This window comes from Myxococcales bacterium (genome assembly GCA_022184915.1).
In the GTDB taxonomy this organism is placed as follows: domain Bacteria; phylum Myxococcota_A; class Polyangia; order Fen-1088; family Fen-1088; genus JAGTJU01.
In genome coordinates, this window is record JAGTJU010000001.1 from 1,749,824 (window position 1) to 1,766,572 (window position 16,749).

Genomic DNA, 16,749 nt, shown 5'->3' on the forward strand with positions numbered 1-16,749 from the left:
AGGGTTCAGGGGCGAAGCGAATCACAGCGGAGGGTGGCAAGGCAACGAGCCCAGTTTCCGATCTGGGTCTGAAGGACCTCGCTGAAGCTCACATGAAGTCGGCGGTGGATCGGCTGGCCAAACTGGTCGATGACGAAGACGCGCGGGTGGCCTTCGAGGCCAGTCAGCTGATACTGCGCTTGTCGAGACCTTACTTCCCCGGTCCGGTCGTCGGTCCGGGATTTGGCCCGGGCTTTGGAGGGCGAACGCCGTGGGGTGGTTGGGGCCCCGGCGATGTGTGGGGCGATCCTTGGGGTGGCGGCCGCGCAGGCTGACGTCACCTTGTTCTTTCCTGCCTATCGCGGTCTGGTCGTAGGCCTCCACGAGCGCGGTTTCGAGTCCTTCGGATTCGATCATCGGCGCCTAAGTGGGGAGGCCTTGGCCGGGGCCGCTTTAGGGTGGGACCTCGATTGGCATGGCCGGGCGCGGGTTCGCTATTTGCTCGCGCAGGACACGCCTTTCGGGGCGCCCAAGGTCTCGATAACCGAACCCGCATCGGCTCGTACCTGTTGGCGGCATGTGGAGCGCGATGGAACCATTTGTCTGCTTCCCCCCGGGGCGAGCTGGCAGCCGTTCCTTCACCCCAGGGCCATCGCAGCTGGTTTGCGTTCGTTACTTGGCGTGTTGTCCGTAAATCTGAACGCGCGCGAGCCTCGTCCGGACACTGTCGGCGAGAGACATCGTTGGGTGAACGACCCCGTGAGGGTCTGGTCTTTGATTCCTGTGTCAGGCTTCAAAGGCGCGGCCTGCGCCGCCCGTGTTCAAGGACGTTGGGTGGTCGCCGCGCATCGTAGAGACCTCGAAGCTTGGGTGGAACATCGGGGTGTACCTCCGGTTCCCGTAAATCAGGCGTGGGTCTCGTGGGTGGACAGTTTCTCCGAAGTTCCCCGCGACTTGGCGGACCTTTCCCCACGGGCCCTCAGGGCCTTGGATCGCGGCGGTTTAGCTGTCTATGGTGTCCCGACCGAGGCTGGACCGCTCATGGTAGCCGTAGTCCGTAGCGAAGAGGGGACCCTTGCGCGTCTGCGTGTCGACCGCGCCGATCGGGCGTGGCTTCACGAACGCGGGGGAACCGGTCTGAGTGGTGGCCTCGCTTCGGCGCACGTCGTGCTCCTCGGCTGTGGCTCTCTGGGAGCAGGTGTGGCAGGCCTTTTGGCCCGCGCCGGAGTGGGCAAGCTGACGCTCATCGATCCCGACACTCTGAGTTGGGACAATGTGGCTCGACACGCGCTCGGAGGCGACTCGATCGGGCGTCCCAAAGCGCTTGCGGTTGCGGCGAGCCTGCGCTCTCATCTGCCGACGACACCCGAGGTCGTGGGACTTGCAGAGCGTTGGCAGGAGGTCGCTGCGCGCAGCCCGGATCGCCTCGAGGCCGATGTCATCGTGAGCACGATGGCCGCGTGGCCCGATGAATTGGCTCTCGCCGAGTGGCTTCGACCACGCAAAACGCCTCTGGTGCTCGGTTGGCTCGAGCCCGAGGCGGCTGCGGCGCATGCGATGCTCTCGAACCCAGGTTGTCTGGCGTGTAGTTTCTGGCCGTCGGGAGCTTTCCGCCACCCCGTCGCCTTGCCAACGAAATCCTCGGCGCGCCTGGCCGATGGGTGCCACGAGCACTATCTGCCTTATGGGTACGTCGATGTCGTGGCGGCACAGGCTTTGGTCACCCGTCTGGTCATCGATGTCATCGAACGCAAGGTGACGAGGTCGACCCACGTCGCCTGGGTGCCCACGCCCCGGGAGCTCGAGGCTCTTGGCGCCGAAGCCTCGCGCGACACCCGCGACAGCCATGTGGGCGCTCTCCCTTCGGTGAGCAAATCGGAGGTGCGCCGGGACCTGCCCAAAGACCCGACCTGTTGGCTCTGCGCCGGGGGAGGATAGTTCGTTTTGTCGTTCGTCCCTCCCCTTCTCCACTACTGCTGGTTCGGCTCGGGTCCCGAGCCTCACGCCGACTTCCGAAAAGGGTGGCGGTTGCTTCACCCGGGCAGCACGGTCATGCGCTGGGACGAAACGAACGCTCCCCTCGAGCATCCCTATCTCCGCAGAGTCTTGAGAGAGCGCAGCTATTCGAAGGCCGCAGACTTCATGCGGCTGTGGCTGATGGTGAACTACGGGGGCATCTACCTCGACGCCGACGTGGAGTGTGTGCGGTCGCTCGATTCCCTGCGCGACCGTCCCTTTTTCGTCGGGTTCCAACGCGAGGCGGGCTTCGACCCACTCGAAAGCGTGAATTCAGCCGTTTTGGGGGCGTGCCGGGGTCACTGGGGCGCTTCCGAGCTGCTCCGTCGGCTTCTTGCTGGTGACGACGGAAGCCAGGCCCCCATGGAATCGGGGCCACGCCTCGTGAGCCGCCTCCTCGTCGAATTGGGCCTCGCGTATGCGGACGAAGAAGTCTGTTTGCGTTCACCCACCGGTGAGAGCATTCACGTCATGCCACGACGAGCCTTTTATCCTTACTCTTGGGTCGAGGACGCCGATCGTACGCTTGTTGGTCCCGACACATTCGCGATTCATCATTGGGACGGAAGTTGGGTCGCGGCCTGGAGAGCGTCACGTATCCAACGCGTGAAGCGTATGTCGGAGACGGCGTCTCAGCTCCTCGAAGTTGGCGATGCGGTGGTGCAGGGGCCGAGTTCCCTGCTTCCTCAGCAGTAGGGGCAGGGATTGGCATGGAAGCTCAAGGAAGGTCTGAACGTCAGACAAAGACCGGCTGAAGTCACGGACCAGTCTTTCGTACGAAAGATCCAAGACGTCGTGTTTGCAAAAGGCTTGCCGTACCCAAGCATTGTGAACCTGCACTTTGTCCAAGAACGCGAGGCACGCCTCCGGGTCGACGTGAACGGGAGTCGGGGTGGGCGCGGGCGGCTCGTCGAGTTCGACGTGCCACTTCCCCGTCGCTTCGGCTTCGCAGAGCGATACAAAGGCTTCAACCCCCTGGGCGCGGCTCAGGTGGACGATGCGGATCCTGGGTTCGTCAATCAAGTACTGCCAGGCCGTTGCAGCAGGTTTCTCCCGTGCCTGGAAGTAGAAGAGCTTGAACCCAATGGCCAAGAGATCTTCGTCGTCACGGGCATGGAATACATGAGTCCTGAGGTAAGCCGCACCGTCCATCCCGTTCTCGTAGCTCGCGAAGAGCCCTCCCAGCTGCGAGCGTCGTTCCTCAGGCTCGTCTTGAAAGATCTCACCAAATGCCTGCACCCCAGGGTGTTCGCGAAGCGCGTTCAGCAGGAGTGTAGACCCGCTTCTCGGGTGACCGAGAAGGACGAAGTGAACCTTGGCTTTCGACGTGTCCGGGTGGTTCATGTCCCCAGGTCCCGTGGTGAGCTCAGGAGGGGGGCGCGAAGGCTCGCCAGGTTGCTGAGGTCGATGTCTGGATCTCCCAAGGAAGGATCGGCAAGTACGCGGAGAAAGGCAGCGTGTAGCGGGTGTGTCTCGAGATGAACCGACCGTTTCTGGGCTTCGTCTTCGTCGAAGGTGCCTGGCCAGTGAATGAACTTCATGAACAACACGGTCGAGCACCCCATCTCGCGAGCCAGCTGGACGAAGGCGGGCATCTCGTGGAAGTTGTTGGTCTGAACGACGAAGCTGATCTCGAGGAAATCCAGAATGCCCTCGCGGTGCAGCCCCCCGAGAAACGCGAGGTTGCGTCGTAGCTTGAGGAAGCTGCCCCCCCGGTTCACCTTGTAGGTCTCGGGCGTCGCAGCATCCACAGATATCGAGACCCCGGATATGGCACCGTGGGCGGAGGCGAAAGACGCCCACATGTCGGCGTCGAGCGTGAGCCCATTGGTCATGAGCAAGATCTTCACGCCGGGGTGAACGGAGGCGTCGAAGGTTCGGAGGAATTGTCTGTAGAGGCGGCTCGCGATGGCGTCGCCATGTCCCGTCACGATGACGGTGCGAGCGGTTCCCAAGAAGGCCTCGAGCACGATCTTTTGTGTCACCGCCGCATTCTCGAACGCTGAACCTTCCAAGGAGATGAAATCGCTCCGACAGGTCGGGCACCTTAAGTTGCACGTAGGGTCGTATCCAAGGCTGAGTGTTGCCGGCGGATTCGCGAGAATGGTTGCACCCGTTCGCACCCAGGCCTGGTGGGTTTGCGCGCGAACCTTCTCGAGAGGAACCAGGGACCCGCGCACGAGATCTGGGCACTGCGCACGGTCGCAGTACCGGTAGCTTCCATCGAGGACGGATTCGCGGATCGCCTCTGCCGTCTGCGAATTCCATTGCTCTTGAAGGTTGCCTTCCCGCACGTCACCGATCGGCGTGGGGAGCCAGTCTTCGCAACAAACGCGCAGCTTTCCCTTGGCGTCGACTCCCAGGAACTCGAAAGGCCGGGGGCAGAAGCCCGGGTGAGTCTCCCGGGCAGATGGGCTCGCCTGGAGCGGGGGAAGCAGGGCCTCGTAGGGCGTGGCTCGAAAGCGGTCCCGAAGGGCTTGCAGGTTGACCACCTGTTCATGGAGAGGTCTCCTGAGGAGAGGCGCTTGAGGGGGCTCTACAGGGGCAGACCCGGGGGCTTGTAGAAAAGCGAGCACGTCCGCAATCGTTGGCCCGTATCTGTCGCGAAGGCCACGTTCGTACCCAAGTTCGAGGAACGCGTGGTGCCGAAAGGCTCGCCTTGCCCAGCTCCGTTGCGCCGTGACGCGATCGAAGTAAGCCGAAAGTTCCTCCGGATCGATCTCGAACGGCTCGACCGGCGGGGGGAGCGGCGCGCCTCTTGAACGCGTCCACACACCGCTTCGGCGCGCAACTTCATACGACACCCATGCGGCGAGGAGGTCTCGTCGAACGAGGTGAACGACCGCAATCTCCCGGTGCTCGACGAGGTAGTCCCAAGCCGAGGCGATGGGCCCGATGCGGGCTTGTTCGTAAAAGAGCTTGAATCCTGTCGTGCGCTCGCCGGCGAAAAAGGACTGGAGAAACGCGGAGCCCTCTTGTCCGTCAGCAATCGGTGTGACCTCCCCGAAGGTGTGCTCGCGGCGAACGTCGGGCTCGTCGTGAAGAAGCTCGCCGTACGCGGCGACCCCTGCACCCCTCAACGCCTCAACGAGCAACGTCGAGCCCGAGCGGCCGCTCGTGAGGATCACGAAGTGTTGCTTTCCCATCAACCGCCGCCATATTCCGACGCTCGTCAGAGCAAGTAAAGTCTCAAGGCGATAGCGCAGTGCGCCGCGTTGTGTCGCCGGCTGGGGCGTCGTTGGCTTGGCTGCCATGCAGAGGCGTAGTACTTTCAAGAGCCGGATCCCATCGAACGTGACTGACACTTGGGTCGTGACGACGTACTTCAATCCTTGTCGATACGCGACGAGGTATGCGAATTTTGTGGCGTTCCTAAAGGGTATGGAAGCGGTTGGGGCCAACGTATTGGTTGTGGAACTCACAGAAGGTGTTTCCGAGGTCCTCCCACACGCGGGGGGGCAGGTGCACGTGCTTGGGTTCAACGGAAACGCGGCCATTTGGCAGAAGGAACGGCTCATCAACCTGGCGAGGGTTCGTCTGCCTCCGTCCTGTTCCAAGATCGTGTGGGCCGACGCGGACATCCTCTTCGAAGATCCGCAGTGGCTGTCCAAGACCTCCGCGATGCTCGAAACGAAGATGGTGCTGCAGCCGTTCAGTCGCGCTGTGAATCTGTCGCGGAGCGGGCATACTGACGGGGATGTTGCCGGCTGCGACGAAGTCGAGTCCTTCTCGTCTGTGTTTGCGCGAAGCCCAGAACCGGCGCAGAAGTACACGTTCAAGTCTCATGGGCATACCGGGTACGCGTGGGCGGCGAGGCGGGAGCTCCTTCAGGCGACCGGGCTCTACGACGCCTGCATGACGGGAAGCGGGGACCACCTCATGGCACACGCCTTCTCGGGCACCGTCGACTCAGCGTGTGTGTCCACGACCCTGGGAGGGGGCGCCCACGCACGTCACTTCCACGCATGGGCGGCCAGGGCGGGGCGGTTCGTGGACGGGCGGCTCGGCGCCATCGAAGGGCGTGTGTTTCACCTCTGGCACGGGCGCACGGAGGACCGGAGATATCACGAGCGCAATCAGACGTTCAAGCGATTCGCGTTCGATCCTGAAAGAGATCTTCAGGCGACGGAATCAGGCCTCTGGGAGTGGGCGGGCTCGGCAGCCGAGATCAAGGCATGGTCACACGATCTCTTCGTGTCTCGTGCAGAGGATGGCCCCTCCGCCCATGAGACCGTCTGACATGTCCCCCGACGACATCTGGGTCATCACGTCGTATTTCAACCCGTGTGGCTACGAGACGCGAAGGCAGAACTTCGACGTCTTCGTCGAGGGGCTTGCACAGGTAGGCGCGCGGCTGCTCGTCATCGAGCTCACGGGACCAGGACAAAATCCCCATCTCGAAGGCCCTTACGCGTTGACGCATCTCAAGTCGCCCGAGCGGATCTGGCAAAAAGAACGTCTCTTGAACGTTGCGATTGGCTTGCTGCCTCCGACATGCACGAAGGTCGTTTGGAGTGACTGTGACCTTCTCTTTGGCAATCCCCGCTGGCTATCGGACACGTCGAAGGCGCTCGACCATTACAAGGTGGTCCAACCGTTCGCCACCGGAATCCACCTGCCGCGTGGCCAGCGAGCGAGGGGAAACGCGGATCAACACTTCGAGTCGTTCGGCGCCGTGTTCTCTCGCGACCCCCACCGGGCACATCACGCGCCTTACTGCGACCATGGTCATACGGGATTCGTCTGGGCCGCACGACGAGAGATCCTCGCACGCGTTGGCCTTTACGATGCGTGCCTGACGGGGAGCGGAGACCACCTCATGGCCCACGCCTTCGCCGCAGGCGGCGTGTCGCCATGCATTCCGGCGATGCTCGGCGAACAGGGCCCCTACCTGGAGCACTTCTTCGCGTGGGCAGCGGCCGTTGACGCCTGTGTCGGGGGCCAGGTCGGCTACGTCGAGGGGGAAGTCTTGCATTTGTGGCACGGCGAACGCGCTGACCGGCGTTATCGAGAACGAAACCAGCAGTTCAAGGCATTCGGCTTCGATCCGCGAAGGCATATCGTCCACGACGCCGGTACCCCGTGGCGATGGGGGGATGCGCCGGAGGCCCTGAGGGCGTGGTCGGCTGAAATGTTCCCCTCCCGCCGCGAAGACGGGTGTGTGTGATCGGCCTTGCCCGTCGTGTTCGCTTACGTGAACTCGAGCAGATGGGCGGCGTCAGGGCGTGCACTCGCGAGGTCCGGACAGCCGGCCAGCTGCATCGCCCGGCGTAGATCTTCCATCAGCAGGTTCATGGAGCTCTCGATGCCTGCCTGCCCGCCGGTGGCCAGAGCCCAGAGGATAGGGCGCCCGAGAAAAACGCCCGTCGCCCCGAGAATGAGAGCCTTGAGCGCATCGACCCCTGTCCGGAAGCCTCCATCGATGAACACAGGCATCCTGCCCGCAACCGCCTCGACGACTCTCCCAAGTGCACGGATCGTGGAAAGGGCGCCGTCGAGCTGCCTGCCGCCGTGGTTCGAGACCATGACACCCGCCAGATCGAGGTCAATCAGAGCGGGGATGTCTCGTGCGCTCATGATCCCTTTGACTACCACGGGGAGCTTAGATTTCGAACGGAGCCAGCCAAGATCCTGCCATGTGCTCGACGGGTCCAGCTCCACCCCGACAGAGTGCACGGGGTTGTTGAAGTCGACGCGGTCCACCCGAGGAAAGTTGGCCGCACCAACGTCCGGGGGAAGACTGAACCGATTGCGGATGTTGCGTGGGCGGTGTCCTGGGACGGGACATCCCGCCGTCACGACCACGGCCCTGTAGCCCGCTCGCTCAGCCCTGTCGAGCAGCTCGAGCGTGATCCCGCGGTCCTTGAAAAGGTAGGTCTGAAGCCAAAGGTCCGCGCCACCAGAGGCCTCCGCTACGGTCTCGAGCGGGATGCTGGACATACAACTCGAGATCATGGGAAGTCCCAGACTTCGCGAGGCGCGCGCGGTTGCAATCTCCCCTTCGGAGTGAACCAGCCGGTGGAAGGCTGTCGGGCTGAAGCCCAGGGGAGCAGCAAAGGTGCGACCGAACACGGACATGCGCAGCTCTGGTGCCGCGACGTTTCTGAAACACCGTGGAACCAGGGCGAGTCGGCCGAGATCGCGCTGGTTCCCTCGGAGGGTGCGCCCCGTCCCGGCGCCGCAGTCGATGTAGTCGAAGATCGGGGTCGCAACGATCTTTTTTGCTGCCGCGCGGAGCTCCCCAACGGCCAGGGCCGCTCGAGGGTTCGTCGTTGCGTGGTCTGCCACCCCGCGACCCTACCGGAGGATTCCCGAAGCGCATAGGTCCCCCGCGCTTACCCACGAAAAAACTGCCAGGGCGAACCGAAAGCCGCTTGACACACGTTGCCTCTGTCAGGACCATTCGTCCATTCCGTCTGAAGGCAACGCTCTGAGTGGATTGGGCGGTTGACTCGGGGTGGCCGCGGCTGAGGATCACATCAAGGTGCAACGAGAGCGAATCTACCAGCCAGGGCTGAACCGGCGCGAAGAGCCCGTCGTCAGTTCGCACTTCATGAACGGCCTCAGCCGGGACGACCGGCTCTCGCTCTATGACGACCGTACCTTCAGCGAGAGGGTCGTCACGATCTCTCGGCGGGCCGTCGCGGAGCAGATCCTGCCGGTCTTGGTCAAGGCCTCCGTGTCTTTTGGACACGAGCGTGCCCGGGCGGCCATGAAAAGAGCGCGTCTGCACCATGGCAGTTACGGATGCTCGCGGCCCGAGGCGGTAGGGAGCGCCGAAGCCGTGACAGAGGTCATGTTCGACCGGCAGTTCCGGCGAGGCTCGCGGGAGACATGTTCGCGCCGGACGATCCGAGACAGCGTTTTGGCGCGCATGGCTCGAGGACTCCCTATCGAAATGGTGATTCCCGCCTTACCCTACAAGTTCTCCTGCCCGCTCAAAACGCGTGGCCAGCTTCCGGATCTCGGGGAGGTCAACTTCCTGCTCGGCGTCCATGAGATCCTCGTCGCCGTGGACACCCTCTACCGACAGTCGGCGTCGGACAGGTCGGGATCGCTCGCGAGGTTCACGGTCATTTGCGATGGAACGCGCTTCAACGCCCTCGTGAACGAGCCTGACGAGGTGGTGATGCGCTACCAGGCGGGGGTACGTGACTGGCTTCGGCGGCTGGGTCTGGACCACGAGATCTGCCTGCTCGATTACCGGGCGGACATCCACGCGCAGCTTCCCAGGGAGATCCGCTGCGAGAAGGAGATAACGCGACGCGTTTCGCGAGAACGATACGCCCAAGTGATGTGGCCTGCGTTCGATCCCCGCGACATGCTCGGAACTCTCGCGAGGGTGACACGTCTCGACCCTGATCCCGAGAGGATGAACGAGAAGGGGCGATTCGTCTCGCTCCTGGAGTCGCTCGCGTTCACGGTCAGGTACCGTTGCCTCGAACCCTATAGGGCTCTTCCCGCCGAGATCTTTCGTGCCTTCTATCGAGAGCTGACGAGCCACCTCTTCCGATCGGACGAATCTCTTCCCAGGCTTGACTCATCGATCGTGTCGGGCGAAGAGAAAGAGTCGTTACGCGAAGCGATGTTGCTCGAGCTTTTCGAGGCGGCGATCGAATACATCTCGGAAATCAAGAGTGACCGAGATCTGGCGGTCGATCCCATCGCCCTGTGCCTGCCCGAACGTGTCAGGTGGACAATCCATGCCAAGCCAGGACAGCTCGGAATCGCCTCACCTTCCACGGAGGGGAAGGTGGTCCAGCCCTGGGCCGGGACAGCGTATTTCAAGTCTGCGGGGAACGGGGGGATTCGTCTGTGCAGTCTTCCCCTTCTGGCCCTCGAGGGCTCAGGGGCGGTTCCCGTTTGCGTCGAGGAAGGCTCTCCGCACGCACAGCCCCTCTTCTACATCGACGCGGGCCTGGGGGTCACAGGAATCGATGACTTCATCTCGAGGTTGGCTGTTGGGCTCGACAGGCGACGATCGAACTAACCTGAGGTCCCTTCAGGAAGGCGTGGGCGAGCGTTCAAGGTCGTCCGACCCCCAAAAGCGCGTACTCTTTTATGCGTTCGAGGGTGGTACGGGTCTTGGGCACCTGCGCAGGCTTTGTGCAATTGCCGCCCACCTCCAGGGCCCGTGTGCCTGCCTCTTCGTGACCGGGCACAGGACGGCCGCCCATTGGTTCATTCCGTCTGGCTGCGAATACGTGCACCTACCGAGCTGGGACACCCTCTTCGCCTCCAAGGCAACCTACTGGGGCCGCGAGCCGTTCTGGGCTTGCAGTCGACAAGAGGCGCTCGGCCTGCGCACGGAGATCCTGAGGGGCATCGTTCGCGGATTTCGTCCTGACGCTCTCGTCGTAGACCATCTTCCGCTGGGAGCCGAGGGCGAGCTCGCGGACATCCTGGAGAGCACCCCGTGTCGGAAGTATCTGGTGACCCGTGGCGTACAGAACGAGACCGAAGATCTGCAAAGGCTGATCTTCGGTGGAGAGGCTCATGCCAGCCTCGTCAAGCACTACGACCGCATTCTGGCCGCCATCGATCCGCGGGTGTTCGATTTTGGCCATCGTTATAGCTTGCCGCCTGAGGTCGTGGGAAAGGTCCTGCATACGGGATACGTGACCGAGCCGATCGGGCCCGACGTCATCGTCCGAACCCGTGCCGAGCGAGGCCTCCGGCCCCACGCCGTTTGGGTCGTGGCTTCCGCGGGGGGCGGGCAAAGGGGAGAGGCGCTCATCAAGGCGTGCTTGGCCCTGGCCTCGCAGCACGAGGAGATCGTTTTCGACATCGTCATGGGTCCCCGATCGGCACTCCCCTGGCACCGAACTACCGAAACCCTCGTCGATGAGGGGGCGGTTCGTCTCCACAGGGAGACGGGATCCATGCCGCTTTTCAACGCTTCCGCTGATATCGTCATCTCGTCAGGAGGCTACAACACGACTCTCGAGGCACTTCAGGGCAACGCCAGGATTTTATGCTTTCCGTACCGGACAGACGAAAGGGACGAGCAAGTTCAACACGCCAAGTACCTAAAGCCCTTTGTCGATCTGGAGGTGTCTACGGACCTCGGGGAGCTTCCAGCCTTGTTCTCCCACGTCCTCGCCCGCGTACGTACTTCGGTCCCGGCAGATGATCGTCGTCTCCTCGACCTGCGCGGAGCTCCCAGGATCGCCGAGATCGTTCTTGAAGATCTCGCGTCCGCACTACAGCCTGGAGGGGTTCCGTGAACCCACCTCGCATCGGCGTCATCGGAGCGGGGGTCATGGGCGTAGGCGTTGCCCAAGTGCTCGCGGAAACCGGTCATCAGGTCGTCCTGGTCGATGTCGACACAAAGGCGTTGGCGCGCGCGCGAGAGGAGATCGACAAAGGCTTGAAGTTGTCGGCGCTCTTCAACCCTCAGTCGAGGGGCGCCAATCGAGCTCAGGTATTGAAGGCAATCGCCTTCGCGACGAATCTCGATGGTGTCGCAGACGTGAGCTTTCTCATCGAAAATGTGACGGAGTCTCCGGTCATCAAGGAGCCCTTGTACCGGCGGCTCGATGAGGTGTGCAAGCCGGAGTGCATTTTCGCCGCCAACACGTCTGCGATTCCCATCGCGAGATTGGCACGTTCGACAAGCAGGCCGGATCGCGTCATTGGTCTTCATTTCATGAACCCTGTCCCACGGAAGGAGTTCGTCGAGGTGATCGTTTCTGAGCACACGAGTCAGACCACGGTGGCGTTGTCCCTGGAACGGCTACGCCTGATGAACAAAAAAGGTCTGGTCGTCAAGGATTCCCCCGGGTTCGTCTCGAACCGCGTGCTCATGCTGGCGATCAACGAGGCGATTGCCCTGGTACAAGAGGGGGTTGCGGATGCGCGCGGTGTGGACGAGATCTTCGTAAAGTGCATTGGACAAAAGATGGGCCCGCTCGCCACCGCGGATCTCATCGGGCTCGATACCGTCTTGAAGACGCTCGAGTTTCTGCACGAAAGTTATGCTGCCGGGAAGTACAGTCCCAGCGCCTTGTTGGTCAGCATGGTTGCCAAAGGACGCCTTGGCCGCAAGACAGGAGCAGGGTTCTTCGATTACGAGGGGAGCAGCGCGCGATGACGGCAGCCAAGGAAAGGATCCGGGAGTACTTCGAAGCGACGATTCATCAGCGGGTAGGAGACGCGGACGATATTTTCGCCCTCGGACTTGTCGACTCGATGTTTGGCCTGCAGTTGGTCACCTTCGTCGAGAACCGGTTTGGAATCGTCGTTGACGGCGACGAGCTCAACATCGACAACTTCTCCTCAATCAACGCGCTTTCGGCGTTCGTCGAGGCCAAGACCTCCGCCGCGGCCGGCGGAGCCTAGGACATGCGGCTGTCCGAGCTTCAGCAAGAGCGCCTCAGACGGGCCCGATCGTTCGCAGACGGGGAGCTCGCACCCAACGCCACGCTGGTGGATCAAAGCGACACCACACCCGCTGCCCTTCTCGAGACCGTGAGGCGCGAAGGCTTGCTCGGTCGGGCGTTGCCCGCCGAGTGGGGTGGGGGAGGCTACGATCCCGTCAGCCACGGGGTGGAACTCGCTGAGGTAGGGCGGGTTTCTTCGACATTGAGGAGCCTTCTCACCGTTCACGATATGTCAACGCAGGCCGTCTTGCGCTTCGGAACACAGGCGCAGAAAGCGGAGCTCCTCCCTCACCTTTGTTCGGGAGAAAAGCTCATCGCGTTCGCCTTGACCGAGCCCGAGTCGAGCAGCGCCACTCAGGTGTTGCAAACCCGGGCCGCTCGAGAGGGGCGTGACCTCATTCTGACGGGCGTGAAGACATGGGTCACATTCGGCGCCGTCGCTGATTGTTTCCTGGTATTTGCAGATTGCGAGGGGCGTTCGGTGGCACTCGTGGTCGAACGAAACACACCAGGAATCGAGGTGCTTCCCATCCATGACGTGCTCGGCACCAGAGGCTCGATGCTTGCGAGCATACGCTTTCATGGTGTGAAGGTTCCGAAAGACAGACAGATCGGCGCGGATGGTGCCGGGATCAACTTCGTCGCGAGTGTGGCGCTCGATCAGGGGCGCTTTTCCGTTGCCTGGGGCAGTGTCGGAATCCTCGCAGCCTGCCTTCACGCATGTGTCTCATACGCGAAGTTGCGTGCACAAGGTGACGCAAAGCTTGGGGATCACCAATTGGTCAAGCGGCAGCTGGCCGACATGCTGGTGGAGCACTCCGCGGCACGGGCGCTCTGCATGCGCGCCGCTTGCCTTCGAGCCGAGCGTGACCCGCGGTCCCCCATGGAGACCTCCCTGGCAAAGTATCATGCCTCCGCGTCTGCGATGCGGGTAGCTGCCGCGGCGGTTCACCTTCACGGTGCGAACGGATGCTCCAGCGACTACCCCGTCAGTCGATACTTGCGTGACGCTACGATCATGGGAATCGTGGAAGGCACGCATGAGATGCATCAACTGGCTTTGGGCTCGTACGCACTCCGAGAACCCTACTTTCTAGACTAATCCGAGTGGTCGCGGGAGACGAGAGAGCATGAGCCTCGAGCTTACTCACAGCAACAGCAGGGTTCCGCTGCTCAAGTGCGTCGTATGGGATCTCGACGATACGATCTGGGAGGGAACCCTCCTCGAAGGTGGTGGCGATGCGCTGAGGTTGGGCGTTGCTGAGCTCATCAAGGGTCTAGATGCTCGGGGTGTGTTGCAGTCCATCGCCAGTCGGAACGACTCGTCAGCCATGGAGAGGCTGCGTTCCTTTGGGCTCGATCGGTACTTTCTTTATCCCCGGTTCTCCTGGGGTCGCAAGTCGGAGTCCTTGAAAGAGATCGCTTCGGCCCTGAATATCGGCGTGGACAGCTTGGCGTTCGTTGACGATCAACCCTTCGAGCGTGACGAGGTGAGCGCCTGCCTTCCTGGCGTGCTGACTGTGGACGCGGGGGATCTCAGTCGGTTGCTGCGTGACCCACGCTTGCCCACGGGGGGGACGACGGAGGCCAGGCAGCGGAGGCAGCTCTACCAGGCTGAGATCAACCGCAGAGTCGGCGAGGAGACGTTCCAGGGAGGTCGGGAGGCCTTTTTGCGGGAGCTCGGGATGGTCGTGACGATTCGCCCTGCGAACGATGATGACCTTGCAAGAGCCGAGGAGTTGACGTCCCGAACGAGCCAAATGAACACCACTGGCAGGGTGTACACCGCACGAGAGCTCCACGACATGTCGAGGTCCTCCGCCCATCTCGTTTGGGTCGCGGAGCTCGACGATCGCTACGGTGGATCCGGTGTCGTTGGTTTGGCGGTCGTCACGCTCGAGCGGGGACTATGGGTCTTGGAGCTGCTCATCACCTCATGTCGTGTCGTGAGCAGGGGCGTGGGGGGGGTGATGCTGAGTTGCCTTCTCGAGCGCGCCAAAGCGGCAGGTGTCCGCCTTCAGGCGCTGTTCATCCCGAACGAGAAAAACCGCATCTCCTACGTCACCTACAAGTTCGCGGGATTCCTCGAGGCGCAGACACGGAGTGACGTGCGCGTCCTCGAGCATCCGTTAGTCGAGATTCGGCCTGTTCCCGCCCACGTTGCCGTCGTGGTCAAGGGGTGACGGCGCCCAGAACCCTTCGTATCCGAGCTTGCGCAGCAGCCGGCTCCGCACCACGGGCCACTCGTTGGCGATGATGCTGAAGACAATCGAATCTCTGATTCGTCCGTCTTTGTAAATCAAGTGGTTCCGCAAGCGGCCTTCCTCCACTGCGCCCAAGAGCTTCATCGCTGCCCGTGACGCCATATTGAGTGGGTCCGTGATGAGCTCGATCCGATTCATCCCCCAGCGCTCGAACGCCAGGGTCAGCTGGAGTAGGCGCACCTCGAAGTTTGTGAGGGTACCTCGCGTGTCCGGGCCGTACCAGGTCGACCCGATGGCGAGCCGGCGGTGCTCCGGGACAATCTCGTAAAATCGCGTCGTGCCAACGACGCATCCGTCGGCCTTGCGAACGACCGCGAAGGGAAGCTGCGTGCCCGCCCGTGCGTGAGCCAGGGCGCGATCGAACCAGGGATCGAAGTCGTCTCCAGCCCCGCAGTAGCCGATGGGGAAATAAGTCCAAATGCTCTGGTCCCTATCGGCGAGGGAGCGCAAGGGCTGCCGATGGGCCTCCGTCAAGGCGTCGAGGGCGACGGCAGGTCCTGACAGCATTGTTCCAGGGGGGATCGGTCCGTTCGTGGTCCCGTTTGGGAGCGTACCGGGGGCCTCACGTGGCTGTTCTGACATTGGGCACCGTCGCATGAAGGATCTTGAGCTGGATGTTCAGCTTGAGAGCGTCGCAGCGCTGATGAACGACCTCGGCGAGATTCCCAAACAGCAACGAGGAGTTTTCTTGCGTGTAGTAGCTGCTCACCGCGCCGAGCAGACCGAGCAGGTCGGAGCACAGCGCGAGATAAAGCAGGTTGTCCCGTCTTCGGGGCCCATCCTCGAGTCCCAGGACATCTTTGTTGCTTTGGTGCATGCTCAAAAGGCTCACGAGAGAGTTGAGTTCGTGGAACCGCTTTCGCCACATCACCCCGTCCAGGCCAAGCAGCGCAATGAAGCCAAGGCCGATGTTGACCACGATGCCGAGGAGTGCGTCCGCACCCTGGAAGACGTTCATCGCCTGACTCGCAGACAGCGCCGGTCCCTCGGGTATCGTGGCCGCGTGGGACTCGAAGATCTGGCCTGCAAGGGCCAACAGGCGCGGCGTGAGGCCTGCGCGGGCCACCAGGAAGGTCGCCACGCCGTAGCTTGCCACCGGCTCGGCGGGTAAAGGCGGGTCGGGGCGCAGAAACCCACGAGAGATCGACGTCGGGCTGAGGTAGTCGAGCAGGCCCGCGCGTGCGCCAAGCTCGGGTGAAGCGAGCCGGAAGCCGGAGCTCTCGAGGTGACTCAGGGCTTCTTGTGCTTCGTTGCTCGCCGGATCCTTGACCACGAAGACAGCGTCCACGTCTGCCAGCACCCCCAGATGCCCGGCTGTCAGAGCGGTCCAATCGTGGATGAATGTGACGTCACCGTCCGTCCCCCAGGCCCTCGCGAACGCCAGCGCCACCGTGTGGCTGCCCTCTCCCTCGAGAGACGTCAGAATGCGGCGTGCGCGTGCAGGGCCTGCAAGGCCTTCCCGGAGGAAGAGCAGCACCAGCTCGCGCCCGGGCGTCTCACGACGCGCGAGGTGTGCCGGAAGTTCAATCCCGCCCTGAACGAATGCCAGATCGACCTTTCCGGCGTTCAAGAGCGCGGCGGATTCCCGAGACCCCGGTACGGAGACGATCTCGAAGTGAACCCGACGGTCCAGGGCGCGTTGACGGAGTGTTACGGCATCGCGCTCGGGCAAGGCCAGCGTCAAAGAAGAGACCTGGAAAAACATGACGTAAAGCCACACGGCGAGCGTCACGAGCGCGAGGCCCAAGAAGTAGACGGGAAGGCGGTGCAGGCTCAGGGGGCCATGCATGGCCCGAACGACCCCCTGCGCGCGTCGGGCCGCCTCGACGGTGGCATCCGCGACGCTACTTAGGCCGTCGTGCGATGGCAGTTCATTGCGCACCCGGGATGCGAGGCGCTCGGCGTCCGCTATCAAGGCGTCTATCGACAGACTTATGGGGGAGCGGCTGCGTCCAGGCTTCATGGAACGCAAACCAGCGGCGGGAGAGCCTCGACCCGGAGAGCGCACGTCGAGGGGGAAAGATAGCTCTCTTCTGCCGGGGAAGGAAACGGGAAAGTGAACCGGAGGCGCCTGGAACCACCGCACCGTCCGATCTAACGGTGCCACT

Annotated in this window: 16 protein-coding genes; 11 read left to right on the forward strand and 5 right to left on the reverse strand. The window is 62.6% G+C overall.

Annotated elements, in window-relative coordinates:
• Positions 1–92: 92 nt before the first annotated feature.
• The 3 genes from KA712_07240 to KA712_07250 all read left to right on the forward strand — a co-directional run bounded on the left by KA712_07240 (position 93) and on the right by KA712_07250 (position 2,691).
• Positions 93–314, forward strand: coding sequence for a hypothetical protein (locus tag KA712_07240; GenBank protein ID MCG5052739.1), 222 nt, complete (start codon positions 93–95; stop codon positions 312–314).
• Positions 315–1,020: 706 nt separating this feature from the next.
• Positions 1,021–1,917 (forward strand): ThiF family adenylyltransferase, encoded by an 897-nt coding sequence (locus KA712_07245; protein ID MCG5052740.1) that lies wholly within the window; start codon positions 1,021–1,023, stop codon positions 1,915–1,917.
• Between the two features lie 6 nt (positions 1,918–1,923).
• A complete protein-coding gene (locus tag KA712_07250; GenBank protein MCG5052741.1) occupies positions 1,924–2,691 on the forward strand; it encodes a hypothetical protein in 768 nt (255 codons plus the stop codon).
• Here KA712_07250 and KA712_07255 read toward each other — a convergent pair.
• Both KA712_07255 and KA712_07260 read right to left on the reverse strand, forming a co-directional pair.
• The gene (locus KA712_07255) at positions 2,587–3,339 is read right to left on the reverse strand and encodes a sulfotransferase (GenBank protein MCG5052742.1); all 753 of its coding nucleotides are present in this window, start codon (positions 3,337–3,339) and stop codon (positions 2,587–2,589) included. The genes KA712_07250 and KA712_07255 overlap by 105 nt on opposite strands.
• Positions 3,336–5,141, reverse strand: coding sequence for an SPASM domain-containing protein (locus tag KA712_07260; GenBank protein ID MCG5052743.1), 1,806 nt, complete (start codon positions 5,139–5,141; stop codon positions 3,336–3,338). Before KA712_07260 ends, KA712_07255 begins: the two co-directional genes overlap by 4 nt.
• A 265-nt stretch (positions 5,142–5,406) precedes the next feature.
• On the opposite strand from KA712_07260, the gene KA712_07265 reads away from it, so the two are divergent.
• Positions 5,407–6,234 (forward strand): hypothetical protein, encoded by an 828-nt coding sequence (locus KA712_07265; GenBank protein MCG5052744.1) that lies wholly within the window; start codon positions 5,407–5,409, stop codon positions 6,232–6,234.
• Positions 6,221–7,162, forward strand: coding sequence for a hypothetical protein (locus tag KA712_07270; GenBank protein MCG5052745.1), 942 nt, complete (start codon positions 6,221–6,223; stop codon positions 7,160–7,162). The genes KA712_07265 and KA712_07270 overlap by 14 nt, the downstream gene beginning before the upstream one ends.
• 23 nt (positions 7,163–7,185) lie before the next feature.
• On the opposite strand, the gene KA712_07275 is transcribed toward KA712_07270, so the two are convergent.
• Positions 7,186–8,283: an alpha-hydroxy-acid oxidizing protein gene (locus KA712_07275; protein MCG5052746.1), complete on the reverse strand. Its 1,098-nt coding sequence runs from the start codon at positions 8,281–8,283 to the stop codon at positions 7,186–7,188.
• Positions 8,284–8,479: 196 nt separating this feature from the next.
• Here KA712_07275 and KA712_07280 point away from each other — a divergent pair, with 196 nt between their 5' ends.
• The 6 genes from KA712_07280 to KA712_07305 all read left to right on the forward strand — a co-directional run bounded on the left by KA712_07280 (position 8,480) and on the right by KA712_07305 (position 14,560).
• Entirely contained in the window at positions 8,480–9,985 is a 1,506-nt protein-coding gene (locus KA712_07280) for an isocyanide synthase family protein (GenBank protein ID MCG5052747.1), read from the forward strand.
• A 160-nt stretch (positions 9,986–10,145) separates the two neighbouring features.
• Positions 10,146–11,222 carry a hypothetical protein gene (locus tag KA712_07285; GenBank protein MCG5052748.1) on the forward strand — a complete coding sequence of 359 codons (1,077 nt, stop codon included), beginning with the start codon at positions 10,146–10,148 and terminating at the stop codon, positions 11,220–11,222.
• Positions 11,223–11,257: 35 nt separating this feature from the next.
• Positions 11,258–12,088, forward strand: coding sequence for a 3-hydroxyacyl-CoA dehydrogenase family protein (locus tag KA712_07290; GenBank protein MCG5052749.1), 831 nt, complete (start codon positions 11,258–11,260; stop codon positions 12,086–12,088).
• A complete protein-coding gene (locus tag KA712_07295) occupies positions 12,085–12,336 on the forward strand; it encodes an acyl carrier protein (GenBank protein ID MCG5052750.1) in 252 nt (83 codons plus the stop codon). The genes KA712_07290 and KA712_07295 overlap by 4 nt, the downstream gene beginning before the upstream one ends.
• Before the next feature lie 3 nt (positions 12,337–12,339).
• Positions 12,340–13,479, forward strand: a complete 1,140-nt coding sequence (locus tag KA712_07300) for an acyl-CoA/acyl-ACP dehydrogenase (protein ID MCG5052751.1) — start codon at positions 12,340–12,342, stop codon at positions 13,477–13,479.
• 28 nt (positions 13,480–13,507) lie between these two features.
• Positions 13,508–14,560 carry an HAD-IIIC family phosphatase gene (locus tag KA712_07305; protein ID MCG5052752.1) on the forward strand — a complete coding sequence of 351 codons (1,053 nt, stop codon included), beginning with the start codon at positions 13,508–13,510 and terminating at the stop codon, positions 14,558–14,560.
• On the opposite strand, the gene KA712_07310 is transcribed toward KA712_07305, so the two are convergent.
• Both KA712_07310 and KA712_07315 read right to left on the reverse strand, forming a co-directional pair.
• The gene (locus tag KA712_07310; protein MCG5052753.1) at positions 14,507–15,148 is read right to left on the reverse strand and encodes a GNAT family N-acetyltransferase; all 642 of its coding nucleotides are present in this window, start codon (positions 15,146–15,148) and stop codon (positions 14,507–14,509) included. The two genes, KA712_07305 and KA712_07310, sit on opposite strands and share 54 nt — an antisense overlap.
• A gap of 55 nt (positions 15,149–15,203) precedes the next feature.
• A complete protein-coding gene (locus KA712_07315) occupies positions 15,204–16,604 on the reverse strand; it encodes a hypothetical protein (protein ID MCG5052754.1) in 1,401 nt (466 codons plus the stop codon).
• Positions 16,605–16,749 lie beyond the last annotated feature (145 nt).